This is a genomic window from Pseudomonas sp. 18058 (assembly GCF_902706155.1).
GTDB lineage: Bacteria > Pseudomonadota > Gammaproteobacteria > Pseudomonadales > Pseudomonadaceae > Aquipseudomonas > Aquipseudomonas rustica.
Window position 1 is genome coordinate 38424 of the sequence record NZ_CACSJY010000035.1, and the last position, 25931, is coordinate 64354.

Genomic DNA, 25931 nt, shown 5'->3' on the forward strand with positions numbered 1-25931 from the left:
ACCCGTCCTTCAGCGTGTGATCCAGTTCCTGTTTTGAACTTTCCGACATACGGTCAATCTGGTTGCCATCATCCGACGCAGCGCCCCGTTTTTGCTGTGATTCAAGACAAGAAGTTCTGGGAAATTCCTACCATGCGTTCGCCCCTGCTTTTCGCCGTACCCTTCGCTCTCGCCGCCTCTTTTGTACAAGCACAATCCTTACCAGAAGCCATGCAGCAGGCATTGGATGTCCATCCGGAGATCCAGGCAGGGGTCAACAGTCGTTTGGCGGCGGATTATCAATTAAGAGCAGCGAAAGGTGGATACCTGCCGAAGGTCGATCTGCTGGGTGGTTATGGCCGTGAAGGCACCGACAGCGTGACCACGCGCGCCGATTCCGGTAACCACTACGAAACTCTGAACCGCAGCGAGTCAAGTTTACGTCTCTCGCAAATGGTTTTTGACGGTTTTGCCACTTCCAGCGAAGTCGGGCGTCAACAAGCCACCGTTAACTCCCGCGCTTACTCGTTGCTCGGCACTTCCGAGCGCACCGCGTTGACCGTCGCCCAGGTTTATCTGGACGTGCTGACCCGTCGCGAGTTCGTGCGTCTGGCCGAAGAAAACCTCAAGAGCCACCAGCGTATCTACGACCAGATCCAGTTGCGCACCCAGCGCGGCGTCGGCAGCGGCGCCGACCTTGATCAGGCTGAAGCGCGTATGGCTCAGGCCCGCAACAACCTGATCACCGAGCAGACCAACCTCGCCGACTCGGAAACCAACTTCCTCAGCGCCGTCGGCCAGATGCCGGATCAGCTGGAGCGCCCGGCGCCGTTCATCGCGATGATGCCGGCCAACCTCAATGAAGCGCGCACGCAGATGGTCGAAAACAGCCCGATCCTGCGTTCGGCCGAGTCCGATATCGCCGCTGCCGAGAAGCAGTACGAGACCGCCAAGTCGACCTTCTACCCGCGTTTCGACGCTGAACTGGGCCGCACCGCCGACAACGATATCGATGGCCAGAACGGTCACAACAACGAGTGGCAAGCCATGCTGCGCATGCGCTTCAACCTCTATTCCGGTGGCAGCAACAAGGCTGATCTGGAATCGAAGTCGTACCTGTCGAACCAGGCGTTGGACATCCGCAACAACGCCCTGCGTCAGTTGAACGAAGAGCTGGGCCTGGCCTGGAACGCCTTGAACAACGCCAATGCGCAGGTGCCGATCGCGCAGCAATACGTCGATCACAGCACCGCCGTGCGCACTGCTTACCAGCGTCAATTCAGCCTCGGCGAACGCACCCTGCTCGATTTGCTCGACAGCGAAAACGAGCTGTTCACCGCATCGCGGCGTCTGGCTGAAATCAAAAACATTCAGTTATTTACTCAGTACCGAATCAAGGCGACCATGGGCGAGTTGCTCAGAAGCCAGGGAGTGGTCGCGCCGTTGGCATCCGTTGTGCAGAACGACGTGAAGCCCAAGGTTCAGCTGCCTGGGATGAATTGAGTTATCCCTTTCAACTGTTAAAGAGTGTCGAGCGTGGAATCAGAAGTCAGTCGAGTTCATCTCAGTCATGATCCACGCGCGTTGCACGACGATCCGTTACTGGACGGTCTGCTCGCCCTTTGCATGCTCCATCAGAAGCCTGCCAGCGCGGCGATGCTGACCACCGGCCTGCCGCTGCCCAAACAACGTTTGAGTGTCGAGTTGCTGCCCCGCGCGGCGGCTCGCGCCGGCCTGCAAGGGCGGGTGTTGCAGCGCAAGCTGGAAGAAATTCCGGCGATCGCCATGCCCGCGCTGTTGCTGCTCAAGGATGGCCGCAGCGCCGTCCTGTTGGGCTGGCAAGGTGACGACGAAGCGCGGGTGCTGCTCAGCGAAAGCGACGGTGGCGAGTCCGTGGTCAGCCGCGAACTGCTCGCCGACGATTACACCGGTAAAGTCTTCTTCGCCCAGCCGCAACACAAATTCGACGTTAACCACGGCACGCTGATTCCGCGCGCTCGCTCGTGGTTCCGCGACACCCTCAAGCGTTCGCGCTGGCTGTATGCCGATGCGATTGCCGCAAGTTTCCTGATCAACATCATTGCGATGGCCGCGCCGCTGTTTGTGATGAACGTCTACGACCGCGTGGTGCCGAACCAGGCCGAAGCGACCCTGTGGGTCTTGGCCCTCGGGATCACCGGCGCTTATCTGTTCGACCTGATCCTCAAAAGCCTGCGCAGTTTGTGCCTGGATCTGGCCGGCAAGAAGACCGACCTGATCATCTCGGCGACGCTGTTCGAGCGCATCGTCGGCATGTCGATGAAGTATCGCCCGGCGCGAGTCGGCAGCTTTGCGCAGAACATTCACGAGTTTCAGAGCCTGCGCGATTTCCTCGCTTCGCTGACCCTGACCAGCCTGATCGACCTGCCGTTCACCATCCTGATCTTTATCGTCATCGCCATTCTTGGCGGGCATCTGGTGTGGATTCCGGTGCTGGCGTTCCCGATTGCTTTACTGATCGGCTACGCCTTGCAGAAGCCGCTGGTGGCCACCATGGAACGCACCATGGCCCTCGGCGCCGAGCGTCAGTCGAGCCTGATCGAAACCCTCGCCGGTCTCGACGCGGTCAAGGTCAACAACGCCGAAAGCGAACGCCAATACCAGTGGGAACAGACCATCGGCACCCTCAGCCGCCTCGAACTGCGGGTGAAAATGCTTTCCGGTCTGGCGATGAACATCACCCTGCTGATCCAGCAGCTGGCCGGGGTGATCATGATCGTCTTCGGCGTGTACCAGATCATCGACGGGCACCTGAGCATGGGCGGTCTGATCGCTTGCTACATGCTCAGCGGTCGCGCGCTGAGCCCGCTGGCCTCGCTGTCCGGTCTGCTGACCCGCTATCAACAGGCGCGGGTAACCATGACCTCGGTCGATCAAATGATGGAGCTGCCGCAAGAGCGCAACTTCGAAGAGCGCCCGCTGAGCCGCAAGGTTTTGCAAGGCGCGATCGAGTGCCGCCAGCTCAACTTCACCTACCCGGAACAACAGAACCCGGCGCTGAAGAACATCAACCTGGTGGTTCGTCCCGGCGAAAAAATCGGCATCATCGGTCGCAGTGGCTCGGGCAAAAGCTCCCTGGCCAAACTGCTGGTCGGCCTCTATCAGCCGGACGATGGCGCCTTGCTGGTCGACGGTGTGGACATTCGCCAGATCGACGTCAGCGAGCTGCGCTACAACATCGGCTACGTGCCGCAAGACATACAACTGCTGGCCGGCACCCTGCGTGACAACCTCGTTTCCGGTGCGCGTTATGTAGAAGACGAACTGGTGCTGCAAGCCGCCGAACTGGCCGGCGTCCACGAATTCGCGCGTCTGCACCCGCAAGGCTACGAGCTGCAAGTCGGCGAGCGTGGGCAGAACCTCTCCGGTGGCCAACGGCAGAACGTCGCGCTGGCCCGCGCGCTGTTGCTCAATCCGCCGATTCTGCTGATGGATGAACCCACCAGCGCGATGGACAACACCGGCGAAGAACGCCTCAAGCAACGCCTCGCGGCAGTGATTGAAAACAAGACCGTGATACTGGTCACGCACCGGGCTTCACTTTTGTCGCTGGTCGATCGCCTGTTGGTGGTCGACCGTGGTCAGATTCTTGCCGATGGCCCGAAAGCCGCCGTGATGGAAGCGTTGAAGAAGGGGCAGATCAGTGTTGCTTAAGTCGGGTTTCAAGGATTCGATCCGTCGCTACTTCAAGGGCTCGGCATCGTTGCAGGGCCAGCCGCTGCCAGAGGTCAACAAGGCGCTGATCGAGGACGCCCCGCGCGTCGTGCGCCTGACCATTTGGGCGATCATCGGCTTCTTCGTTTTTCTTATGCTCTGGGCCAATTTCGCCGTGATCGACGAAGTGACCAAGGGCGACGGCAAGGCGATTCCGTCGTCGAAGATCCAGAAAATCCAGAACCTTGAGGGCGGGATCGTCTCCGAACTGTTCGTCAAGGAAGGCCAGATCGTTGAGGCCGGCGCACCGCTGATTCGTCTCGACGACACGCGATTTGCCTCCAACGTCGGCGAAACCGAGGCCGATCGTCTGTCGATGTTGCTGCGCGTTGAGCGGCTGAGCGCCGAAGTCGATGACCGTCCGCTGAATTTCCCCGAGGACGTGCTGAAAGCCGTGCCGGGTCAGGCGAAGAGCGAAGAGTCGCTGTACATCAGCCGCCGCCAGCAACTGCACGACGAGATCGGCGGTTTGCAGGAGCAGTTGATTCAGCGTCAGCAAGAGCTTCGCGAATTCGGCTCCAAGCAGGGCCAATACCGTCAGCAACTCGGCTTGCAGCGTCAGGAAATCAACATGTCCGAGCCGCTGGTGGCGCAGGGCGCAGTGTCCCCGGTTGAAGTCTTGCGACTGAAGCGCGCCGAAGTGGAAACCCGTGGTCAGCTCGATGCTACAACTTTGGCGATTCCGCGTGCCGAATCGGCGATCAAGGAAGTGCAGCGCAAGATCGACGAGACGCGCGGCAAATTCCGCAGTGAAGCGCTGACCCAACTCAACGAAGCGCGCACCGACCTGAACAAGGCCAGCGCTACCGGCAAGGCGCTGGAAGATCGCGTCAGCCGTACGTTGGTTACCTCGCCGGTGCGGGGCATCGTCAACAAGTTGCTGGTCAACACCATCGGCGGCGTGATCCAGCCGGGCAGCGATTTGGTGGAGATTGTGCCGCTGGACGACACCTTGCTGGTCGAAGCAAAAATCCGCCCGCAGGACATCGCGTTCCTGCATCCGGGCCAGGAAGCCACGGTGAAATTCACCGCGTACGACTACACCATTTATGGTGGCCTGAAAGCCAAGCTTGAGCAGATCGGTGCCGACACCATTACCGATGAAGACAAGAAGACCACGTATTACGTGATCAAGGTGCGTACGGAGCGCAGTCATCTGGGTACGGATGACAAGCCGTTGCTGATCATTCCGGGGATGGTCGCGTCGGTGGATATCATTACCGGCAAGAAATCGGTGTTGAGCTACCTGCTCAAACCGATCATCCGCGCGCGGGCTGAGGCGTTGCACGAGCGCTAGATTTGCAGAGCGGCTTGTGGCCCCTTCGCGAGCAAGCCCGCTCCCACAGTTGATCTTCAGTGAACACAATTTCTGTGTTCAACAGAGATCCAAATGTGGGAGCGGGCTTGCTCGCGAAGGCGTCAGTCGGAACAGCACTTCTCTGTCAGCAAGTGACAAAAACCGTCACTCACCACCCAGTCCATTCCTCACCATTCGCCATATCGTTATTCATTAACGGTATTTAATTTCCGATTCTTATAGCTATAAAGTCACTCCCCTGCGTACCTGCCGACCAATCGGCGCGCCGCACGACCTGAACCGACACGCAATCCAGCGTGAGTGTCTGATCGACGAGCGCGCCCATGAGCGCGCCGTGCGTGGGAGATTGAAAGATGTCCGCAGCTACTGCTACCCCAAGCGCCGCGAGCGCCGCGCCGCAAACCTTCGAAATTCGCCCGTTCAGCGGTGCCGTTGGCGCCGAGATCATTGGCCTCGACCTCACCCGGCCGATCAATGATCAAGACTTTACGCGCATCCATCGCGCGCACCTCGACCACCACGTCGTGGTATTCCGCGATCAGCAAATCACCCCGCAACAGCAGATCGACTTCAGCCGCCGCTTCGGTGTGTTGCAGATCCACGTGCTCAAGCAGTTCCTGCTGGCCAATCACCCGGAAATTCTCATCGTTTCCAACATCGTCGAAAACGGCCAAAACATCGGCCTCGGCGACGCCGGCAAATTCTGGCACTCCGACCTTTCTTATAAAGAGCTGCCGAGCCTTGGCTCGATGCTGCATGCGCAAGAGCTGCCTTCCGAGGGCGGCGACACCTTGTTCGCCGACATGCACAAAGCCTGGGACAACCTGCCCGCTGAGCTGCGTAAAGCAGTCGAAGGGCGCAGCGCCGCGCATTCCTACACCGCGCGTTACAGCGAAACCAAATTCGAAGGCAACTGGCGCCCGACGCTGACCCCGGAGCAACTCGCTCAGGTCGCAGAGGTGGTGCACCCGGTGGTGCGCACGCACCCGGAAAACGGCCGCAAGGCGCTGTTCGTCAGCGAAGGTTTCACCACGCGCATCGTTGGTCTGCCGGACGACGAGAGCCAGCAACTGCTGAGCGAGCTCTACGCCCACAGCGTGTTGCCGCAAAACATCTACCGCCATCAGTGGCAGCCCCACGACCTGGTGTTCTGGGACAACCGTTCGCTGATCCACCTCGCCGCCGGCTGCCCCGCGCACCTGCGCCGCAAGCTGTATCGCACGACCATTCAGGGCGACGCGCCTTTCTGATTTGCCGGAGATTCGATCATGTCCAAACGACTTCCATTTGCCCCGCTGGCCGCCGCCATCGGCCTCGGTTTCAGCCTGATTGCCGGCAGCCTGGTCGCACCGACCGTGGCCCACGCCGAAGGTGAAATCCGCATCGCCGAACAGTTCGGCATTGTCTATTTATTGCTCAACGTGGTGCGCGATCAGGGCCTGATCGAGAAGTACGGCAAGCAGGAAGGCATCGACATCAAGGTCGACTGGACGCAGCTCTCGGGCGGCGCTGCGGTCAACGATGCGCTGTTGTCCGGTTCCATCGACATTGCCGGTGCCGGCGTCGGGCCGCTGCTGACCATTTGGGATCGCACCCACGGCAAGCAAAACGTCAAAGCCGTCGCCTCGCTGGGCAACTTCCCTTACTACTTGGTCAGCAACAATCCGAAGGTCAAAACCATCGCCGATTTCACCGAGAAGGATCGCATCGCAGTGCCGGCGGTTGGCGTATCGGTACAGTCGCGCTTCCTGCAATACGCGGCGGCCAAGCAGTGGGGCGACAAGGAATTCAATCGCCTCGACAAATACACCATCGCCGTTCCGCACCCGGACGCCACGGCTGCGTTGATCGCCGGCGGCACTGAGCTGACCGGGCATTTCTCCAACCCGCCGTTCCAGGATCAGGCGCTGGAAAATCCTAACGTTCACGTCGTGCTCAACTCGTATGACGTGCTCGGCCCGAACTCGCCGACGGTGCTGTTCGCCACCGAGAAATTCCGCGAGGAAAACCCGAAAACCTACAAAGCCTTCGTTGAAGCACTGACCGAAGCGGCGCAATTTGCGCAGAACGATAAGGGCGCGGCGGCCGACACCTACATCCGCGTGACCAAAGCGAAAATCGACCGCGCCGCGTTGCTGAAAATCATCGACAACCCGCAGTTCGAATTCAGCGTGACGCCGAAAAATACTTATCCACTGGCCGAATTCCTCTACCGCGTCGGCGCGATCAAAAACAAACCTGAATCGTGGAAGGACTATTTCTTCCAGGACGCCAAACCGCTGCAAGGGAGCTGACCGACATGAATGCCCCTTTGCAAGGCCACGCGGCCAGCAACCTGATCGTCAACCGCGAAGCGCTGTTGGCGGTCGATCATGTCAGCCTCGAATACCGCACGCCGCAACGTGTGGTGCGCGCCACGCACCAGGTCAGTTTTGAAATCGACCCGGCCGATCGTTACGTGCTGCTCGGCCCGTCCGGTTGCGGCAAATCCACTTTGCTTAAAGCGGTCGCCGGGTTCATTCAACCGTGCGAAGGCGAAATCCGTCTGCAAGGCCAGCGCGTCGACGCGCCGGGGCCAGACCGGATTGTGGTGTTTCAGGAATTCGATCAACTGCCGCCGTGGAAAACCGTCAAACAGAACGTGATGTTTCCGCTGCTGGCGTCGCGCACGCTGAAGAAAAAAGAAGCCGAAGAACGCGCGCTGCACTACCTGGAAAAGGTCGGGTTGGCGGCGTTTGCCGATGCCTATCCGCACACCTTGTCCGGCGGCATGAAAGCGCGGGTGGCGATTGCTCGGGCGTTGGCGATGCAGCCGAAAATCCTCTTGATGGACGAACCGTTCGCCGCGCTGGATGCGCTGACCCGCCGCAAGATGCAGGAAGAGTTGCTGCTGCTCTGGGAAGAAGTGCGCTTCACCCTGTTGTTCGTCACGCACTCGATTGAAGAGGCGCTGGTGGTCGGCAATCGCATTTTGTTGCTGTCGCCACATCCGGGGCGGGTGCGCGCCGAAGTGCACAGCCATCAATACGATCTGCACAGCCTCGGTGGCGTGGCGTTTCAGGAATCGGCGCGGCGCATTCATCGTCTGCTGTTCGACGAAGGCCAGTCGCCGGAAACCGAGCGTGACCACGACTTCAACGACATTCGCATCGCCTATTGAGCGGCCAGGAGGATCAACCCGATGAGCCATTCATCATCTGTGCGTGAAGAATTCGAAATTGTATTAGAGCCACTGACGGAAGTGCCGGTTGAACGTGAACTGTCCCTTGGCACGCGGCTGTGGCAACAGGGTTGGCTGCGCAAAAGCCTGATCCTGATATTGCTCGCGGTGCTTTGGGAAATCGTCGCGCGTGTGCAAAACAACGATCTGTTGCTGCCGAGTTTTCTGCAGACCAGCCATGCGTTGTACGACGGCCTGCTCAGCGGCGAGTTGCTGAGCAAGGTGTGGATATCCTTGGTGGTGCTGCTCAAGGGTTATCTGATCGGCATCGTTCTGGCGTTTGCCCTGACGACACTGGCGGTGTCGACCCAGTTTGGGCGCGATCTGCTGAGTACGCTGACCTCGATGTTTAACCCGTTGCCGGCGATTGCCCTGCTGCCATTGGCGTTGCTGTGGTTTGGGTTGGGGCAGAACAGTTTGATTTTTGTGCTGGTGCATTCGGTGTTGTGGGCGTTGGCGCTGAACACCTATGCGGGGTTTCTTGGGGTGTCCGAGACGCTGCGCATGGCCGGGCGTAATTACGGTTTGAAGGGTTTGCGGCTGGTGCTGTTCATCCTTATTCCGGCGGCGCTGCCGTCGATTCTGGCCGGGCTGAAGATTGGCTGGGCGTTTGCCTGGCGCACGTTGATCGCGGCGGAATTGGTGTTCGGTGCGACCAGTGGCAAGGGTGGCTTGGGCTGGTACATCTTTCAGAATCGTAATGAGCTGTACACCGACAAGGTGTTTGCCGGGTTGGCGGTGGTGATTCTGATTGGCTTGCTGGTGGAGAATCTGGTGTTTGACACGCTGGAGCGGGTGACTGTGAAGCGCTGGGGTATGCAGCGCTGACCTGAAAAGATCGCAGCCTTCGGCAGCTCCTACATGGAATGGGATCCCCGTAGGAGCTGCCGAAGGCTGCGATCTTTTGATCTGCTAGGATTGCACGCAGATCAATCCTGATCCGCCACGAGTGCTCGCCATGCAGCTTCCGGACATGAACCTTCTGGTCGCCCTCGACGCTTTGCTCGACGAGGGCAGTGTGGTCGGCGCCGCGCGGCGGATGAACCTCAGCCCCGCCGCGATGAGCCGCACCCTCACGCGTATCCGCGAAGCCATCGGCGATCCGATCCTCGTGCGCGCCGGCCGTGGCCTGGTGCCAACCCCCAAAGCACTGGAATTACGTGAGCAGGTGCGCGACGTCGTCGAACAAGCCGCGCTGCTGTTCCGCTCCGCTGACACGGTGGAATTGGGCACGCTGCGCCGGCGCTTCAGCATTCGCGCCAATGACTTTTTCATCGGCGTCTACGGCGGCAAGCTGTTCGACACCCTCGACCAACAAGCACCGCACTGCGAGCTGCGTTTTGTCCCCGAGGGCGATGGCGATGATGAAGCGTTGCGCGAAGGACGGATCGACCTCAGCGTCAGCAACACCCGGCCGGTCAGCCCTGAAGTGAAAGTGCAGAATCTGTTTTCCACGCATTTCGTTGGGCTGGTTCGTGAAGATCATCCGCTGCTTGACGGTGAGATAACCGCTGAACGCTACGCCGGGTTTTCCCATATCAGCATGTCGCGCCGGGGTATCGCTCGGGGCCCGATTGATACGGCGTTGAACGCGTTGGGGCTTGAGCGGCGGGTGGCGGTGATTGCGCCGAGTTTCCATGCGGCGATGTTTGCCTTGCCGGACTCGGATTTGATCCTGCCGGTGCCCAAGGAAGCGCTGCTCAGCGTGCGGCGATTGGGTTTGAAACTGCGCTCGTTCGACCTGCCGATTCCGTTGCCAACACTGATGCTGACACAAGCCTGGCATCCGCGTTTCGACAAGGATCCGGCGCACCGCTGGCTGCGTGAAACCCTGAAAACCTGCTGCGACGAAACCTGGCTGGCTGCTCAACCTTAACAACAGATCAAAAGATCGCAGCCTTCGGCAGCTCCTACATTGGAATGCAATCCCTGTAGGAGCTGCCGAAGGCTGCGATCTTTTGCGTTTAATCATTGTGTCTGGCGCACTTATAACCTGCCAATAAGTCAATTTTCGTCAGCGATAAGCCCCGCTAAAATGCTCCGGTATTTCTCACCCCCGGAGTTTTCATTCATGACATCCCTGACGGTCTCGGCGCCCCTCGCTGCGGCCAGCCCGGCGACGGCGGCCGCGCCTCCGGTGTTCGGGGCGCGGATCATCACCGGTCTGGTCGGCGTGCTGCTGGCGGTGCTGGTGTCGGGCCTCAACGAGATGGTCACCAAAGTGGCCCTCGCCGACATCCGTGGCGCGCTGCACATCGGTTACGACGAAGGCACCTGGCTGGTCGCCAGTTACACCGCCACTTCAGTCGCGGCCATGGCGTTTGCGCCGTGGTGCTCGGTGACCTTCTCGCTACGCCGTTTCACCCTCTGCGCAATCGCCCTGTTCACCGTGCTCGGCGTGCTGTGCCCGTTCGCGCCGAATTACGAAAGTCTGCTGCTGATGCGCATTCTGCAAGGCCTGGCCGGCGGTGCGCTGCCGCCGATGCTGATGACCGTGGCCCTGCGCTTCTTGCCGGCGAACATCAAACTCTACGGTCTGGCCGGTTACGCGCTGACCGCCACTTTCGGCCCCGGCCTCGGTACGCCGCTCGCCGGTTTGTGGACGGAATACGTCGGCTGGCAATGGACGTTCTGGCAAATCATCGTGCCGTGCCTGATCGCCATGGCGATGGTGGCTTACGGCATTCCGCAGGATCCGCTGCGGCTGGAGCGCCTCAAGACATTCAATTGGAAAGGCCTGCTGCTGGGCTTCCCGGCGATCTGCATGTTGGTGATCGGTTTGCTGCAGGGCAATCGACTGGACTGGTTCGAATCGAGCCTGATCTGCGGCTTGCTCGGCGCTGGTTCGCTGCTGCTGGTAGCGTTTTTGATCAATGAATGGTCGCAGCCGATTCCGTTTTTCAAATTGCAGATGCTCGGTATTCGCAACCTGTCATTCGCGCTGATGACCCTGGCCGGCGTGTTGGTGATTTTGCTGGCGGTGGTGTTGATTCCGTCGAGTTATCTGGCACAGGTGCAGGGTTATCGCCCGGTGCAGACCGCGCCGATCATGCTGCTCGCCGCGTTGCCGCAGTTGAGCGCGCTGCCGCTGGTGGCGGCGCTGTGCAATCTGCGTTGGGTTGATTGTCGCTGGGTGCTCGGGATCGGTTTGAGCATGTTGGCGCTGTCGTGCCTCGGTGGTTCGCAACTGACGTCGGCGTGGATTCGTGACGACTTTTATGTCCTGCAATGGCTGCAGATTTTCGGTCAGCCGATGGCGGTGTTGCCGTTGTTGATGCTCTCGACCGGGAGCATTTCGCCGCTGGAAGGGCCGTTCGCTTCGGCGTGGTTCAACACGGTGAAAGGCCTGTCGGCCGTGGTCGCCACCGGGGTGATCGAAGCGCTGACCACGTCGCGTCTGCATTTCCATTCGAACATGTTGATCGACAGTCTCGGCAATTCGCCGCTGGCCGATCGCAGCGATCCGGGCCTCGCCCATCGTCTGCACGAACAGGCCGTGGTGCTGACTTCTTCCGATCTCTATGTGTGCATGGCTGGCGTCTCGGTGATGCTGATCCTGCTGATTTTCTGGCTGCCGACGCGGATCTTTCCACCGCGCGCGCCGACCTGATTGCTGCACTGAACAATGAAGGTTTTTATGACGACTCAAGCAAAGCAAAAACTCGCCGTGGCCGTGGCCGCCGCGCTGGCCGTGGGCGTGTTGGTGTATCTGGCGATGCCGGGCCTGTTTGGTAAACGCACCCAGCAAAATACCAACGACGCGTTCGTCTCCGCCGACTACACCCTGGTGGTGCCGCGCGTGGCCGGGTTTATCAAAGAAGTCCTGGTCGAAGACAACCAGCGCGTCAAGGCCGGGCAGTTGCTGGCGCTGATTGATGATCGCGATTTGCGTGCATCTGCCGAAGCGGCGGACGCGCAGACACTGGTGGCGCGTGCGCAGTTGCAGAACGCCAAAGCGACGCTGGAACGGCAGACCTCGGTGATCGCTCAGGCGCAGGCGTCGGTGGTGTCGGCCAAGGCAGAAATGGCCTTTGCCCAGCAGGAATTGAATCGCTACAACCACCTGGCGGGCGTCGGTGCCGGCACTGTGCAGAACGCGCAACAGGCGCGTACGCGTATCGATCAAGCGACGGCGCACCTCGACACCGCCACCGCGAAACTGGCGGCGGAACGCAAGCAAGTCGACATTCTGACCGCCCAGCGTGATGCCGCCGAAGGCAGTCTGAAACACGCACAAGCGGCGCTGGAAATCGCCAGTTTCGAGCTTTCCTATACGCGCATTACCGCGCCGCAGGACGGCATGATCGGCGAGCGTGCCGTACGCGTCGGCGCCTATGTAACGCCGGGCAGCAAGTTGCTAGCGGTGGTGCCGTTGCAGCAGGCGTATGTGGTGGCGAATTTTCAGGAAACTCAACTGACGGATGTGCAGCCGGGGCAGGAGGTGCAGGTGCGTGTCGACAGTCTGGGCGGTGAAGCCTTGAGCGGTCGCGTCGAAAGCATTGCGCCGGCCACGGGTGTGACGTTTGCAGCAGTGAAGCCGGACAACGCCACGGGTAACTTCACCAAGGTCGTGCAGCGGATTCCGGTGAAGATCATGCTCGAACCGGGTCAGCCGTTGGCTGAGCGGTTGCGGGTGGGCATGTCAGTGGAGGCGCGGATTGATACCGCGAGTTCGGCGAAGTCTGTGCGTGAGGTGACTCAGCGATGAACAGTGTTGACCGCACCGACGCCTTCGCGAGCAGGCTCGCTCCCACAGGGAAAACGCAATCCAAAATGTGGGAGCGAGCCTGCTCGCGAAGAGGCCAGTTGCAGCAACTCACTCTAAGTGCCTTGCTTATGGCCAGTCTCACCGCCTGCACCGTAGGCCCAGACTTCCAAAAACCCCAAGCCACACAAATCAGCGACTGGGCCAAACCCGCCAAGTCCGCCCCGAGCCAAGCCGTCAGCGAACCCCTCAACGAACGCTGGTGGGAAGTCTTCCACGACCCGCAACTTTCCGCGCTGACCCAACGTGCGGTGAAGAGCAACCTCGACCTGCAACTGGCCAGCAGCCGCCTGCAACAAAGCCGTGCCGCCCGCCAGGTCATCAGCGCCGACCGCTACCCGAACACCGCCGCCACCGGCAGTTACGGACGCGAACGCAACAGCGGCAAAGGCCTGAGCGATCCATCCGGACTCGACGGTGATTCCGCCTTCAACCTGTGGGACGCCGGTTTCTCCGCCTCCTGGGAGCTGGATTTCTGGGGGCGCGTGCGCCGCGAAACCGAAGCCGCCGACGCCAATCTCGAAGTCGCCGAAAACGACCGTCGCGGTGTGCTGCTGGCCGTGCTCGCCGACACCGCGCAAAACTACATTCAGTTGCGCGGCGTACAAAACACCCGCGCCGTCACCGAGCAAAACCTCGACGTCGCCCGACACAGCCTGAACCTCTCGCAGCTGCGTCTGGCCGACGGCGTCGCGACTGATCTGGACGTCGCCGAAGCCGCCGCGCAAGTGGCTGCCATCGAATCGCGCTTACCGGCGCTGGAGCAACGCCAATCGCAACTGATCAACGCGATCAGCCTGCTGATGGGCGAACCACCGCAAGCCTTGGCCAAAGAGTTATCCACAGATGCTGCCGTGCCACAGTCGCCGCTGCAAGTCGCCATCGGCCTGCCGTCGCAACTGGCCGAACGTCGTCCGGATATCCGTCAGGCCGAATCACGCCTGCACGCGGCCACCGCCAATATCGGCGTCGCCAAAGGCGATTTCTACCCGCGCATCACCTTGTCCGGCAACCTCAGCTCGCAAGCCATGCAGCTCAGTGATTTCGGCTCGTGGGGCTCGCGCGCGTTCGGCATCGGCCCGCAATTCAGCCTGCCGCTGTTCGACGGCGGCCGCCTGCGCGGCGTGCTGCAATTGCGTGAAGCCCAGCAACAGGAAGCGGCCATCGCCTACCAGCAAACCGTGCTGCGCGCCTGGCACGAAATCGACGATCAACTGACTGCTTACAACGCCAGCCAACGCCGCCGCGACAGCCTCGCCGAAGCCGTACGCCAGAACCAGATCGCCCTGCGCACTGCGCAACAGCAATACGTCGAAGGCGTGGTCGATTTCGTCAACGTTCTTACTGTGCAAGGCGCGTTGCTGGCGACGCAGGAACAGTGGGTGGAGAGTTCGACCGGTGTTTCGCTGGCGATGGTCGGGTTGTACAAGGCATTGGGCGGGGGATGGGAGTCGGTGTATCCGGCGCAAGTAACTACCAATAATCCGGTTTGATCGCTGGTTTTTTGTGAGTGGCTACTTGTTTTGGAAACTGATGAAGTCTCAGCTCTTCAGTCGAAATAACGCGTCTCAACCAGTTTGAGTTGTCTTTCAATGAGCCTGGGGGCGGGCGGATAGATCCGGTCCGATGAGGAAGGATCACTCCAATGATCAGGGCAGGAAAATCTGTTCGGAGCGCCTTCAGAGCAGGTGTCATGTCGGTATCACTGGAAACCAGAATGATTTGATCAATGCGCCCTGCACCTTCGGACATTGTTTGCCGGCTTGCAGTGCGATACATGCTGATTGCTATATGCACATCGGTTTCTTTTTCTTCCAGTTTCCAGATATCGACTTTGTCTTGACGTGACGCATGGGTGTTCCTATCTATAAACCTTGGTGCTTTGGCTGGCTCTAATTGATGCCGTCCGAAATGCACGGTGACTTTGCTCGCTCGCAATGCCCTTATGTAGGCATCTTGTGCTTCCTTGGAAACGCGGCCGCGAGTTGCCAACTGGGGTTTGATTGGAGAAGTGAAGTAGTCAATCGAGACTATTGAGCTCTGAGGGTTTTCGATGAGGGCAATATGCGTCAGCAGGCTGTGCAAGTTCAGCCATTTATAGGGTGTGCCAGCGAGCAAGCCGTAAAACAGGTTGTAGCCATCAACAAAAAATGCGGTGCGCACAAAAAATCCTCAGAAACGAAAAAACCGGCCTAAGCCGGTTTTTTCATCCCCAACTGCCAGCGAACTGAATCGCTACGTACGGGGTTGAGTAAGGCAATCCTAGATTGAGTGCGTCATGCAGGTCAATCACCAAATAATTGCGGGCTCACTCCACTGGTTTATTTTCAGCACCGGCTTGCCAGTTTTGGCTACCAGTGCCGACTAGGGTCAAGCCATTTAAGGGCGCCAATATTAGAAGTTGTTGCAGAAAGAGGTACATTCGGCCCGTGTTTACTTCCATAGGTAGCCTGTCTATCGCCTTATTCGCAATGCGCTATCGGTAGCATTCCTAACTCGTGTAGGAAAGCGGAGCCTGCCTACATCTCTTAAACGGTCATTGAGCGGCTTTCTCTTTTGAAACATTACATTTCCGAAGAGTGATGGCCTTTCGCTTGACGCTAACCCCCGCTGTCGTAGACTCCGCACATCCGTCAGGGAGTAGCGGTTATGCAGCGTTTTCGTGGTTGGGTTGTCGGATTGACGTTAGTTACGTGTGCAGTTCAGGCGCAAACGCCCGGGCCAGACGATCCGCTGCTGGATAATCCGGGGACGGCGGCGGCCACCGTGAGCAGTGAGGCGCGCGGGGTGTTGCGGGCGCGTGATCAGGCGACGCTGGCCAGTGAGCTTTCCGGGCGGATTGTCGAGTTGCCCTTCAGCGAGGGCGAGTCGTTCAAGAAGGGCGATACGCTGGCGAAGTTCGATTGCTCGGCCTATCAGGCGCAACTCAATGCCGCACAGGCGGCCAGTCGTGGTGCTGGTGAAGAGCTGGCGCACAACAAACAGTTGGCCGCCCTCAATTCTGTCGGCCGATTCGAAGTGGCGCGGGCCGAGGCCAAGGTCAGCGAAACCCAGGCGCAATCCCAGGTTTATCAAGTGCAGGTCAAGCGCTGCAGCGTGGTCGCGCCGTTCGACGGGCAAGTGGTCGAACGTAAAGTGCAGCGCTATGAAAGCGTGCCGGCCGGCGCACCGCTGCTTGATGTCGTCGATAACCGTACCCTCGAAATTCATTTGCTGGTGCCGTCACGGTGGATGGCACGGCTCAAGCCTGGCCAGACCTTCAGCTTCGTTCCCGATGAAACCGGCCAGCCGATCGATGCCACCGTCAAACGCCTGGGCGCGCGAATCGATGAGGGCAGTCAGACCCTGTTGCTGGTCGCCACACTCCCCGAAGCCAAAGGCTTGCTGGCCGGCATGAGCGGCACGGCACGTTTCCCGGAGCTTAAGTGAACGCCCCGGTGAGCGGCGGCGCCGAGCAGGTATTCGCCAGGTTTCTTGACCTGGAACGCCAGACCCGCGCTGCCCGCGACGCCTCGCAACTGGCCTACAGCCTGGTCAACGATGGCCAGGCGCTGTTTGGCTTTCGTCATGCGGCGTTGTTGATTGCCGGCAAGGTGCAGGCGGTCACCGGGGTCAGTGCGGTGGAGCCCAACGCGCCGTTCGTGGCGTTCGTCGAGCAGGCCGTGGCGCAGTTGTTCAAACAGGGTGTGCTGCAGCAGGCGCGGGTAATTGCCCCGGAATTGCTGAATGACAGCATCCAGGCTGACTGGCGCACGCTGTCGGCGGCGCAGGTGTTCTGGCTGCCGCTGATCGACCGCGACGCTCAGGTGTTTGGCGGTTTGTGGCTGGCGCGCGACGTGCCGTGGAACCCTTCCGAGCAAGTTCTGCTGTCGCAATTGGGCGACACCTACAGTCATGCCTGGCTGGCGCTGCAACCGCGCAAACCGTGGCGGTTGCGCTGGACCCGTAAACGCCAAGTGGCGCTGGTCGCGGTGCTGTTGCTCGGGCTGTTGATCCCGGTGCGCCAATCGGTGCTGGCCCCGGCTGAAGTGGTGCCGCTGGGCGGCCGCGTGGTGGCGGCGCCGCTGGACGGGGTGATCGCCGAGTTTCTGGTCAAACCCAATCAAACAGTGAAAACCGGTGATGTGCTGGTGCGTTTTGAAAGCACCACGCTGAAGGCGCAGGCTGATGTCGCCGAGCGTGCGCTGGGCGTGGCCGAGGCGGAATTGAAATCCAACTCGCAGCGCTCGTTTGCCGACGCGGAATCCAGCGCCAAGGTCGATTTGCTCGCCGCCCGCGCCGAACAGAAACGCGCCGAACGCGACTACGCCCGCGAGCTGCTCAACCGCAGCGAAGTGCGCGCCGAACGCGACGGCATTGCGGTGTTCGCCGACGCCGAACGCTTGACCGGCAGACCGGTACAGACCGGCGAGCGCCTGATGGAAGTCGCCGATCCGAGCCAGGCCGAGCTGCGCATCGAACTGGCCGTGGGCGATGCGATTGCCCTTGAGCCCGGTGCCGAGGTGGCGCTGTTTCTCGACAGCGATCCGTTGAAGCGCCATCTCGCCACGCTGGAACGCTCGGCTTACGAAGCGCAACCGACGGCGGGCGGGCAACTCGCTTACCGGCTCGACGCCAACTTCGCCGAGGCGCCGCCGCGTATCGGCCTGCGCGGTACGGCGAAGATTTTCGGTGATCGCGCGCCCTTGGCGCTGTATCTGCTGCGTCGGCCATTGGCAGGCCTGCGTCAGAGCGTGGGCCTGTAAATGAACCTGCCGAGCCTGCGTGCCGACCTGCAATTGTCGTCCGCGGCGCCGGCCCTGGACGGTTCGCCGCGCTGGACCCTGGCCGATCCGGTGCGCGGACGTTATTTCAAACTCGGCACGGCGGCGATGCGCCTGTTGCGCCACTGGTCGTTGGGCGATGCCGAACAGGTCTTGCGCGCGGCCAATCGCGAACCCGGCCTGCCGCTGGATGGCAGCGAGCTTGAGCAGTTGCTGGAGTTTCTTCGCGGTCACGATTTGATCAGCGCGCTCGATGACCAGCAGCGCGCCAGCTACCGGCTCAAGGCGTTGGCGCAGCAGCAAAGTCTGTGGCAAATCCTTCTGCATCAATATTTGTTTTTCCGCATTCCGCTGTGGCGCCCTGACGCTTTTCTCAATCGTGCCTGGCCATGGCTGCAGCGCTTCGGTCCGCGTCTGCTGCGTTACGGCTTGCCGGCAACGCTGGCGTTGGGCGTATTTCTGGTGTCGCGGGACTGGCAACGCTTTGTCGGGACGTTTCCCCACCTGTTCAGCCTCGGCGGCGCCATGGCGTTCGGTGTGGCGCTGTTTTTCGCCAAGCTCTGCCACGAATTCGGTCATGCGTTCATGGCCAAGCGTGCGGGCTGTCGGGTGCAGAGCATGGGCGTGGCATTCATGGTTTTGCTGCCGATGTTCTATACCGATGTCAGCGACGCCTGGCGGGTCAATGACCGCCGCGCGCGGTTGCTGATCGGTGCCGGCGGTGTGCTCGCGGAATTGCTGTTGGCGTGTATCGCATTGCTCGCGTGGTCGTTGTTGCCTGACGGTCCCGCCCGCACGGCGGCGTTCATGCTCGCCAGCGCGACATGGATCACCACGCTGGTGGTCAACCTCAATCCGTTCATGCGCTTTGACGGGTATTTTCTGATCAGTGATTTTTGGCAAGTCGACAACTTGCAGGGTCGCGCGTTTGCCCTGTGTCGCTGGCGACTGCGGGAGTTTTTGTTTGGCTATGGCGCACCCGCGCCGGAGCCTTGGTCGCCGAAGATGCAACGGCGTTTGCTGATCTGGGGGTATGGCTCGTGGTTGTGGCGTGCGGCGTTGTTTTTCGGGATCGCGCTGGCGGTCTATCACCTGTTCTTCAAGGTGTTGGGGATCTTCCTGATGCTGGTGGAACTGGTGTGGTTCATCTTTCTGCCGATCATGCGTGAGTGGCGCCAGTGGTGGAGCCGTCGCGAGCAGGCGCACGCTCCGCGCGTGTTGCTCAGTGCATTGGCGCTGCTCGGGCTGTTGCTGCTGCTGATTGTGCCGTGGCGCAGTTCGGTGGAGCTGCCGACGATGCTTGAGGCCGGACGCGCCAGTGCCTTGCATGCGCCGACGGCGGCGCGGGTCAAAGCGGTGAAGGTGACGGATGGGCAGCAGGTTGCGCAGGGCGATGTGCTGATCGAGCTGGAGTCGCCGGATCTCGAATCGCGTCTGGCGATTGTCCGCCGCGAAATCAAGATTCAGCAGTTGTTGATGCGCCGCCAGGCCAGTCGCAGTGAAACCGCCGCGGACGCCGGCATCGTTGAGCAACGCCTGGCAGAAGCGGTGGCCGAGTACCGTGGCTTGAGCGCCCAGCGTGAACGCTTGCTGTTGCGTGCGCCGCATGCCGGCAGCGTGCGCGATCTGCTGCCGAACATGACGGTCGGGCGCTGGTTATCGACCCGCGATGCGCTGGCTCGGGTGGTCGAAGACGGCGCAAGGCTGCGCGGATATCTGGCCGAAGCCGAGTTGTGGCGAGTCAAACCGGGGGCCAATGGCCGTTTCATCGCCGATGACCCGATGCACCCGGCGCTCGCCGTGCAACTTAATGAAATCGACACCAACGGCGTGGCTTACGTTGATCAGGAGGCGTTGACCTCCGATCACCACGGGCCGATCGCCGTGCGTCGCGATCAACAGCAGCGGGCGGAGCCGGTGCAGGCGCAATATGGCGTGCGCCTGAGTGCATTGACGACGGCCTCGACCCCGACGCAACCATTGCGCGGCGTGGTGGTGTTGCAGGGCCGCGGCGAATCGCTGCTGGGTGTGGCGTGGCGCCGGGTGGCGGCACTGGGCGTCAGGGAAAGCGGTTTCTAGGGAGAGCAGGATGACGGACAACGCAGCAGTGGCGGCAGAGGGATTGGTGGTACGGCCTTCGCGGGCAACCGACGGGCCGTTTTTGCAAAGTCTTTATCAAACGGCGCGGCCGGATCTGCAATGGATCGACGGCGAGCCGGAACACGTGCAGCAAGTCGTCGCCCATCAGTTTCAGGTGCAAGAGCAGGGCATGGGCGACAACTACCCCGACGCCATGCACTACGTGGTGGAAAAACTCGGCACCGCTATCGGCGCGCTGAGCACCGATTTCGGCGCCAATGAAATTCGCGTGTTGTACCTGGCGTTCATCCCGCAGGCGCGCGGCCAGGGCTTCGGCCGTGCCGTATTGCAAGGCGTGCAGAAAGCCGCGCAACAGATTCGTTGCCCGGTGGCGACGGTGGTCTGGACCAGTAATCCACACGCGCGCCGGCATTATCTGGCATTGGGTTTTGCCGTCGAAGAACGCAACCCCGCCGCCGAACGCCTCGTCTGGTACCCCCAATAACCCCCTGTGGGAGCTGCCGCAGGCTGCGATCTTTTGATCCTGTTTTTTCAAACTGAAACTCAAGATCAAAAGATCGCAGCCTGCGGCAGCTCCTACAGGTCAACGATGCTTTTGATGTTGGTTTAACGATGGCCGTGTCAGTTGAAGGTGACGTGGAAGTAAGCCAGCGCCGGGTCGCGCCCCATCGCGGGTACCCGCGAGACGAAGATCCCTTCGACCCGCCCCAGTTCCGGTAGCTCCAGGGCACACAAACCGTCGATGAATTCAGTCGGCTCCAGGCTGCTCAATTCGACGCAGAATGGCATGCGCTCGCTGTAGCGCATTTTCGCCAGCGGTTTTTCTTCGAGTTCTCCGATGTGGATCTGCAGCGCACTGCCATCGGGCAGATGCAGGGTGCCAACGCGACCCAGCAGTGCCTGGAAATGTTGGCTATGAACCGATTGCAGCATGGTCTCGCTCCAGCAAAGTGAGGTGCCGGGGGAGGTGGCTCCCCCGGCGTTCGGTCAGTTGCGCGAAGGAAAAATGCCGTTCAGCGCGATGCTGAAGTTGAGCACCAGATACGGGTTCATGATCGGCAGGGGCAGGCCATTGCCGGTCGGTGTGATGGTCCCGCTGATGGTGGTGGCTGCGCCTTTGAGCGGTACCGGCGATGCGCCTTGAGCGTCGGAAAAAATATTCGCCAGGCCCGGCCCGGTGCCCGAAGCGCCGATGTAGGCGTTGGTCGCAGTCGGCGCGCCCGCCGGGTTACTGGCCGGGTTGGCCAGTTGCACGGTGGTGGTGGCCGTGAGCCCCGCCAGGGTGTGGGTGTGGTTCGGCAAATTGTTGAGGGTGGCGGTGACTTGCTCGGCGCCGGAAACTTCCCCCATCACCCTCGGTGTCAGGCCGGGGCCGTTGCCTTGGCAGATCGGCAGGCGGCTTTGCAGGTTGGGCAGCCCGAATGTCTGCTGGCCGTTGCCTCCATACACCGTCCCCAGCAATGCAAACAGCGCCTGGTTCTGGTTGATTCCGATGATCTGACCGTTGCACAAGGCCCAGCCGCTGGGCGCATAGTTGAAGGCAAACGTCAGAACAGTGCCCATGTAAACGTCCATAAAGTCCTCATCCTTCTGATTGGTTGTCGGCGGGCCGCTAGTGAATTCAGGCTGCTGCAGTTGCCTTGGCACTCCGTGGCCAGGTCACGCCACGCCAGAGCGTAGACGCGGATTGGCAAGGTTGCCGGATGTCGTGAAAAGGCAAACCGGCATCGACGGTGCTTGTGCGGCTGACCTAAAGTGACTGGCAGGTTTTTGCGGTTCATACGGTCTTGGCGATGTGGTGCGGCGAGAGGAAACGATGGCGCTGAACAGAGTAACCCCGGTGGGCGACACCCAGGATCCGCACGCGACACCAGGGCCGTGGTTTGCCGGTTTGCGCTTGCTTCGTTGGGTCAGAGAACACTGGCTGCTGCCGATCCTGTTGTTGGCGGCGGCCGTGCGTTTTTACGATCTGACGGCTGCGGCGATCTGGGGCGATGAGGGATCCAGTCTGCTGCTGGCGCGTTACTCGCTGGGCGAGATCTGGCGCCACGCGGCCTACGATGTGCACCCGCCGCTGTACTTCATGCTGCTGCACGGCTGGATCGGTTTATTCGGCGATGGCATTTTTGCCCTGCGCAGTTTCAGCGCCCTCGCCGGGATCGCCGCCGTCGGGTTGGGCATCTGGCTGGTGGATCGACTGGCCACCCGCCGCGCCGCGATCTTCGCCGGCCTGCTGCTGGCGCTGTTGCCGACGGCGGTGCGCTACAGCCAGGAAGTGCGCATGTATGCGCTGCTCGGGCTGTTGCTGATGGCCGCGACGCTGGCGCTGGTCTACTGGATCCGGCGCCCGCAGCGTCATGCTTATCTGCTGTTTTACCTGCTGTTGATGACGGCAGCGTTCTACACCCATTACTTCGCCGTGCTGGCGGCGCTGTGCCACTGGATTTATCTGGCGCTGATCCGGGTCCAGCGTGGCTATCGCTTCCGGCATATCCAGCGCCCGGCGTGGTGGCTGGCGAATCTGGCCATCGTCGTGTTGTACCTGCCTTGGTTGCCCCATCTGCTCGATCTGACCCAGCACATGGAGCAACTGAAGGTGGGCGGGGACGTGGGCTGGGAGCCGCCGGTGAGCCTCGGCTCGCTGCCGTCGATGATCTGGTCCTGGCTGATTCAGGACGATGGCGAAAACCTGCCGCTGCCGGTGTTCGGCGCCTTGCCCCTGGCACTGTTGACGCTGGCGGCGGTGGCGGTGATCCGTGATCGCAGCGTGTCGCGGGGCAGTGTCTTGCTGGCGTTGTACACCGGCGTGCCGCTGTTGCTGGTGTTTGCGGTGTCGTTCATCACGCCGGTGTTCATCGAACGCTACTTGACCGCTTATGCGCTGGGCCTGCCGCTGTTGGCGGCGCTGGCCATCGACCGTTTGTACAGCCGCGTGCGGGTGTTGGCGCTGGCGGTGCTGGTGTCACTGGTGGCGGTTGAACTGGTCGGTGTGAACAACAACGCCACGGTCGACAGCAATGACCAGCTCGACCGGGTGGTGAACTACGTCAATCAGCATTTCCAGCCCGGCGATCGCATCGTCACCAGCGACATGCTCTGGTACTTGAGCTACGTCTACTACGATCGCACCGGCGCCTTGGTGCGCCTCTATACGCCGCCGACTGCCGATGGCCGTCCGACCCGGCCGAACGAATACGGTTTTGGCACGTTGGTGACGCCCGATGTATACCTCGACAGCCTTGCCGAGCTGAACGGCAATGGCCGGGTCTGGCTGGTCGGATCGTTCGATGATCCGGCGGAATTTCTGCCGCTGCCGCCTGCCTGGACCGTCGGCGCGGAGGTTCACGCGGGTGGCGTACAAGCACGATTGTTCGTGGCCAGATCGCCGGCCAACTGAGCCGTGACGGGACTAAAACGATTCATCTGCTTATTCGAGATTAAAAGTTAACCAGTTAGTTCTTTTTGCTCTGAGTGATATCAAAACACTACTAGTCGCAGGGTTACTAGTTGAACTACGCTCTGTCGGACAAAAGGACTTCTGATTAAGGTGAAGGGATTGCAGCAGTTCCACTTTATCTCCGGCTTGCCGCGCTCAGGCTCGACCCTGCTTTCTGCGATCCTTTTGCAGAACCCGCGCTTTCATGCCGGCATGACCAGCCCGCTCGGTTCGCTGTTTTCCAGTGTCCTCGAACAATGCAGCGCCGGCAGTGAGTACGGCGCGGTGATCGACACTGCCATGCGTCGGCGCCTGCTGCGTGGTCTGTTCGAATCCTTCTATGCCGACAAGGCCGACAAACCGTTGGTGTTCGACACCAACCGGCAGTGGAGCTCGCGTCTGCCAGCGATCCGCGATCTGTTTCCTCAGGCCAAAGTCATTGCCTGCGTGCGCAACGTGGCTTGGGTGATGGACAGCCTCGAACGCCTGTATCGCGCCAATCCCTACGAAAACACCAAACTGTTCAGCGACGCTGCCGAACGCAACACCGTCTACAGCCGTTGCGAAACCCTCGCCCAGCGCAACCGCCTGGTGGGTTTTGCTTGGGCGGCGCTCAAGGAAGCCTATTACGGCGAGCATGCCGAATCGTTGCTGATCGTCGATTACGACCTGCTCAGCCAGGCCCCGGAACGGGTGCTGCGACTGGTCTACGACTTTATTGGCGAGCCGTGGTTCGAGCACGATTTCGAACACTTGGCCTATGACGCGCCAGCGTTCGACCAGGGCCTTGGCCTGGCCGGCCTGCACACGGTCAAACCCAAGGTTGCCTTGCAATCACGGCGCACGATTCTGCCGCCGGATCTGTTCAAGCAATACGCCGATTTGTCTTTTTGGCTCGATGGCTCAGCCAGCGCCGCCAATGTCATTCGTATGAAGTCCGACGCCGCGATCAGTTGATCGCGGCGTTTTTCATTGATGCGTCACGTACCTTCGTTCGAGTTCGGGTGAGCAACATGTGGTGGACCCTTTTTGGTGGGGCAAAGGTCAAGTCTCAGGCTACCGCAGGTCAGCGTCCGCTGGCCTCGCCGCTGATCATGTCGCTGGAGCCGCGCATGCTGTTCGACGGTGCCGTCGCCGCCACCGTGGCCGACACGGCCGCGCAGGCGGATAGCCATGCCCCTACCGCTGCCGATGCGGCCAAGGCGCCGACGGCCGATCACCCGGTCGCGAGCAAAGACACCCATGGCCAGGCTGACGCCGCACCCGCCGCCAGTCCTGTTGCCGTACCGGGCCAGAGCGTGGTCTTCGTCGACTCACGAGTGAAGGATGCTGACGCCCTGCTGCAAGGGATCGCGCCCGGCACGCAAGTGGTCAAGCTCGACGCTACCAAGGACGGCCTGCAGCAGATCGCCGATTACCTTGATCAACATCACGGTGTCAGTTCGGTGCAGATCATTGCCCACGGCAATGCCGGTGATTTGTGGCTGGGCAACAGCTATCTGTCCGCCGACAACGTCGCGCAACGCAGCGCGATTCTTGGCGAGATCGGCAAGGACATGAACGTCGGCGGCGACATCCTGATCTACGGTTGCTACACCGCCGAGGGCGATCGCGGCTTGAGTTTCGTCGACTCGCTGGCGCAGTTGACCGGGCGTGATGTGGCGGCATCGAACAACCGCACCGGCGTGGGTGGCGACTGGGATCTGGAGATCGCCACCGGCACCATCGAGAGCGCCAATGTGCTGTCGAGCAAAGCCATGAGCGAATACCAGTGGGGACTGGCCACGTGGACGGCGACCAACAATCTCAACTCGGGCGTCGGCTCGTTGCGTGCGGCGCTGGCGTCGGCGCAGAACGGTGACATCGTCACGTTCAGTTCCGGCATGACCGTCCAGCTCACCTCTGAATTGCTGATCAACAAGAGCATCACCGTCGATGGCGACCTGAACAACGACGGCGTCGCCGACGTGACCCTCGACGGTCAGTACAAGACTCGCGTGGTGGAAGTGACCTCCGGCAACACCGTGACCCTCGACGGGCTGGTGATCACCAAAGGCCTGGTGGCGGGCAACGGTGGTAATGGTGGCTCAGCCGCTGCGGGGGCCATGGGCGGCGGCATTTTCAACGCCGGGACTCTGACCCTGAACAACGTGACGGTGACTGCCAACGCCGCCTCCGGCGGTGGTGGTGGCGGTGGTGTGACCGGCGGCTATGTCGGCGGTGGCGGTGGCGGCGGTGCGGGTATCGGTGGCCAGACCGGTGGCCATGGCGGTACTTCTGGCCCGGGCACCGGCACCTATGCCGGCGGCGCGGGCGGTGCCAATGCCGGTGGTTATGGCGGTGGTTACAGTCCGACCGACATGGGTGGCCGTGGCGGCACCAGCACCGGTGGCGTCGGCGGCAACGGCGGCAGCGCCGGAGCCGGTTACAGCCATGGCGGCAACGGCGGTTCGGCCAGCAACGGCACGCTGTCCATTGGTGGCGGCGGCGGTGGTTCCGGCTGGGACAAAGTCGGCGGCGTCGGTGCCAACGCGGCAGGTGGTATCTACAACGCCGCGAGTGGCACCCTGAAAGTCATCGGCAACTCGGTCATCAGC

21 protein-coding genes are annotated in these 25931 nt (G+C 61.1%); 18 read left to right on the forward strand and 3 right to left on the reverse strand.

Annotated features, from left to right (window positions below):
* Window positions 1–132: 132 nt before the first annotated feature.
* The 11 genes from GVL50_RS18875 to GVL50_RS18925 all read left to right on the forward strand — a co-directional run bounded on the left by GVL50_RS18875 (window position 133) and on the right by GVL50_RS18925 (window position 14528).
* Window positions 133–1482: a TolC family outer membrane protein gene (locus tag GVL50_RS18875; protein WP_053116433.1), complete on the forward strand. Its 1350-nt coding sequence runs from the start codon at window positions 133–135 to the stop codon at window positions 1480–1482.
* A gap of 33 nt (window positions 1483–1515) precedes the next feature.
* The gene (locus tag GVL50_RS18880) at window positions 1516–3672 is read left to right on the forward strand and encodes a type I secretion system permease/ATPase (RefSeq protein WP_159814722.1); all 2157 of its coding nucleotides are present in this window, start codon (window positions 1516–1518) and stop codon (window positions 3670–3672) included.
* Window positions 3662–5029, forward strand: a complete 1368-nt coding sequence (locus GVL50_RS18885; protein ID WP_053116435.1) for an HlyD family type I secretion periplasmic adaptor subunit — start codon at window positions 3662–3664, stop codon at window positions 5027–5029. The genes GVL50_RS18880 and GVL50_RS18885 overlap by 11 nt, the downstream gene beginning before the upstream one ends.
* A gap of 374 nt (window positions 5030–5403) precedes the next feature.
* Window positions 5404–6300, forward strand: coding sequence for a TauD/TfdA family dioxygenase (locus tag GVL50_RS18890; protein WP_053116436.1), 897 nt, complete (start codon window positions 5404–5406; stop codon window positions 6298–6300).
* Window positions 6301–6318: 18 nt separating this feature from the next.
* Window positions 6319–7344: an ABC transporter substrate-binding protein gene (locus GVL50_RS18895; protein WP_053116437.1), complete on the forward strand. Its 1026-nt coding sequence runs from the start codon at window positions 6319–6321 to the stop codon at window positions 7342–7344.
* A 5-nt stretch (window positions 7345–7349) separates the two neighbouring features.
* Window positions 7350–8210 carry an ABC transporter ATP-binding protein gene (locus GVL50_RS18900; protein ID WP_053116438.1) on the forward strand — a complete coding sequence of 287 codons (861 nt, stop codon included), beginning with the start codon at window positions 7350–7352 and terminating at the stop codon, window positions 8208–8210.
* Window positions 8211–8231: 21 nt separating this feature from the next.
* Window positions 8232–9098: an ABC transporter permease gene (locus GVL50_RS18905; protein ID WP_053116439.1), complete on the forward strand. Its 867-nt coding sequence runs from the start codon at window positions 8232–8234 to the stop codon at window positions 9096–9098.
* Window positions 9099–9228: 130 nt separating this feature from the next.
* Window positions 9229–10146 (forward strand): LysR family transcriptional regulator, encoded by a 918-nt coding sequence (locus tag GVL50_RS18910; protein WP_053116440.1) that lies wholly within the window; start codon window positions 9229–9231, stop codon window positions 10144–10146.
* Window positions 10147–10341: 195 nt separating this feature from the next.
* Window positions 10342–11880: an MFS transporter gene (locus tag GVL50_RS18915; RefSeq protein ID WP_159814723.1), complete on the forward strand. Its 1539-nt coding sequence runs from the start codon at window positions 10342–10344 to the stop codon at window positions 11878–11880.
* Window positions 11881–11907: 27 nt separating this feature from the next.
* On the forward strand, window positions 11908–12978 hold the full coding sequence (locus tag GVL50_RS18920; protein ID WP_159814724.1) for an HlyD family secretion protein: 1071 nt from the start codon (window positions 11908–11910) through the stop codon (window positions 12976–12978).
* Window positions 12975–14528: an efflux transporter outer membrane subunit gene (locus GVL50_RS18925; RefSeq protein ID WP_178124206.1), complete on the forward strand. Its 1554-nt coding sequence runs from the start codon at window positions 12975–12977 to the stop codon at window positions 14526–14528. The genes GVL50_RS18920 and GVL50_RS18925 overlap by 4 nt, the downstream gene beginning before the upstream one ends.
* On the opposite strand, the gene GVL50_RS18930 is transcribed toward GVL50_RS18925, so the two are convergent.
* Entirely contained in the window at window positions 14509–15198 is a 690-nt protein-coding gene (locus GVL50_RS18930; RefSeq protein ID WP_159814726.1) for an NYN domain-containing protein, read from the reverse strand. The genes GVL50_RS18925 and GVL50_RS18930 overlap by 20 nt on opposite strands.
* Before the next feature lie 486 nt (window positions 15199–15684).
* Between GVL50_RS18930 and GVL50_RS18935 the strand changes: the two genes are divergently transcribed.
* The 4 genes from GVL50_RS18935 to GVL50_RS18950 are packed head-to-tail and all read left to right on the forward strand — an operon-like array spanning window position 15685 to window position 20382.
* Window positions 15685–16464 (forward strand): efflux RND transporter periplasmic adaptor subunit, encoded by a 780-nt coding sequence (locus GVL50_RS18935; protein ID WP_038367377.1) that lies wholly within the window; start codon window positions 15685–15687, stop codon window positions 16462–16464.
* Entirely contained in the window at window positions 16461–17780 is a 1320-nt protein-coding gene (locus tag GVL50_RS18940) for an efflux RND transporter periplasmic adaptor subunit (protein WP_008080331.1), read from the forward strand. The genes GVL50_RS18935 and GVL50_RS18940 overlap by 4 nt, the downstream gene beginning before the upstream one ends.
* A complete protein-coding gene (locus GVL50_RS18945; RefSeq protein WP_159814727.1) occupies window positions 17781–19877 on the forward strand; it encodes a biotin/lipoyl-binding protein in 2097 nt (698 codons plus the stop codon).
* A gap of 10 nt (window positions 19878–19887) precedes the next feature.
* Complete coding sequence (locus GVL50_RS18950) at window positions 19888–20382, forward strand: GNAT family N-acetyltransferase (protein ID WP_159814728.1); 495 nt, start codon at window positions 19888–19890, stop codon at window positions 20380–20382.
* Between the two features lie 137 nt (window positions 20383–20519).
* Here the strand turns inward: GVL50_RS18950 and GVL50_RS18955 are convergent, their stop codons facing one another.
* Together GVL50_RS18955 and GVL50_RS18960 are read right to left on the reverse strand one after the other, a co-directional pair.
* Entirely contained in the window at window positions 20520–20831 is a 312-nt protein-coding gene (locus GVL50_RS18955; RefSeq protein ID WP_008080325.1) for a hypothetical protein, read from the reverse strand.
* A 54-nt stretch (window positions 20832–20885) separates the two neighbouring features.
* Window positions 20886–21473, reverse strand: coding sequence for a phage tail protein (locus tag GVL50_RS18960; protein WP_159814729.1), 588 nt, complete (start codon window positions 21471–21473; stop codon window positions 20886–20888).
* A gap of 241 nt (window positions 21474–21714) precedes the next feature.
* On the opposite strand from GVL50_RS18960, the gene GVL50_RS18965 reads away from it, so the two are divergent.
* The 3 genes from GVL50_RS18965 to GVL50_RS18975 all read left to right on the forward strand — a co-directional run.
* A complete protein-coding gene (locus tag GVL50_RS18965; protein WP_159814730.1) occupies window positions 21715–23295 on the forward strand; it encodes a glycosyltransferase family 39 protein in 1581 nt (526 codons plus the stop codon).
* 150 nt (window positions 23296–23445) lie between these two features.
* Entirely contained in the window at window positions 23446–24291 is an 846-nt protein-coding gene (locus GVL50_RS18970) for a sulfotransferase (protein WP_159814731.1), read from the forward strand.
* A 56-nt stretch (window positions 24292–24347) separates the two neighbouring features.
* A partial coding sequence (locus tag GVL50_RS18975; RefSeq protein WP_159814732.1) for a DUF4347 domain-containing protein occupies window positions 24348–25931 on the forward strand: 1584 nt, incomplete at its 3' end.

Bases quoted from the DNA above. Each gene is read 5' to 3' on its own strand.
- GVL50_RS18875 (WP_053116433.1), top strand. From the start codon at position 133: ATGCGTTCGCCCCTGCTTTTCGCCGTACCCTTCGCTCTCGCCGCCTCT.
- GVL50_RS18890 (WP_053116436.1), top strand. From the start codon at position 5,404: ATGTCCGCAGCTACTGCTACCCCAAGCGCCGCGAGCGCCGCGCCGCAA.
- GVL50_RS18895 (WP_053116437.1), top strand. From the start codon at position 6,319: ATGTCCAAACGACTTCCATTTGCCCCGCTGGCCGCCGCCATCGGCCTC.
- GVL50_RS18900 (WP_053116438.1), top strand. From the start codon at position 7,350: ATGAATGCCCCTTTGCAAGGCCACGCGGCCAGCAACCTGATCGTCAAC.
- GVL50_RS18905 (WP_053116439.1), top strand. From the start codon at position 8,232: ATGAGCCATTCATCATCTGTGCGTGAAGAATTCGAAATTGTATTAGAG.
- GVL50_RS18910 (WP_053116440.1), top strand. From the start codon at position 9,229: ATGCAGCTTCCGGACATGAACCTTCTGGTCGCCCTCGACGCTTTGCTC.
- GVL50_RS18915 (WP_159814723.1), top strand. From the start codon at position 10,342: ATGACATCCCTGACGGTCTCGGCGCCCCTCGCTGCGGCCAGCCCGGCG.
- GVL50_RS18920 (WP_159814724.1), top strand. From the start codon at position 11,908: ATGACGACTCAAGCAAAGCAAAAACTCGCCGTGGCCGTGGCCGCCGCG.
- GVL50_RS18925 (WP_178124206.1), top strand. From the start codon at position 12,975: ATGAACAGTGTTGACCGCACCGACGCCTTCGCGAGCAGGCTCGCTCCC.
- GVL50_RS18935 (WP_038367377.1), top strand. From the start codon at position 15,685: ATGCAGCGTTTTCGTGGTTGGGTTGTCGGATTGACGTTAGTTACGTGT.
- GVL50_RS18945 (WP_159814727.1), top strand. From the start codon at position 17,781: ATGAACCTGCCGAGCCTGCGTGCCGACCTGCAATTGTCGTCCGCGGCG.
- GVL50_RS18950 (WP_159814728.1), top strand. From the start codon at position 19,888: ATGACGGACAACGCAGCAGTGGCGGCAGAGGGATTGGTGGTACGGCCT.
- GVL50_RS18955 (WP_008080325.1), bottom strand. From the start codon at position 20,831: ATGCTGCAATCGGTTCATAGCCAACATTTCCAGGCACTGCTGGGTCGC.
- GVL50_RS18960 (WP_159814729.1), bottom strand. From the start codon at position 21,473: ATGGACGTTTACATGGGCACTGTTCTGACGTTTGCCTTCAACTATGCG.
- GVL50_RS18965 (WP_159814730.1), top strand. From the start codon at position 21,715: ATGGCGCTGAACAGAGTAACCCCGGTGGGCGACACCCAGGATCCGCAC.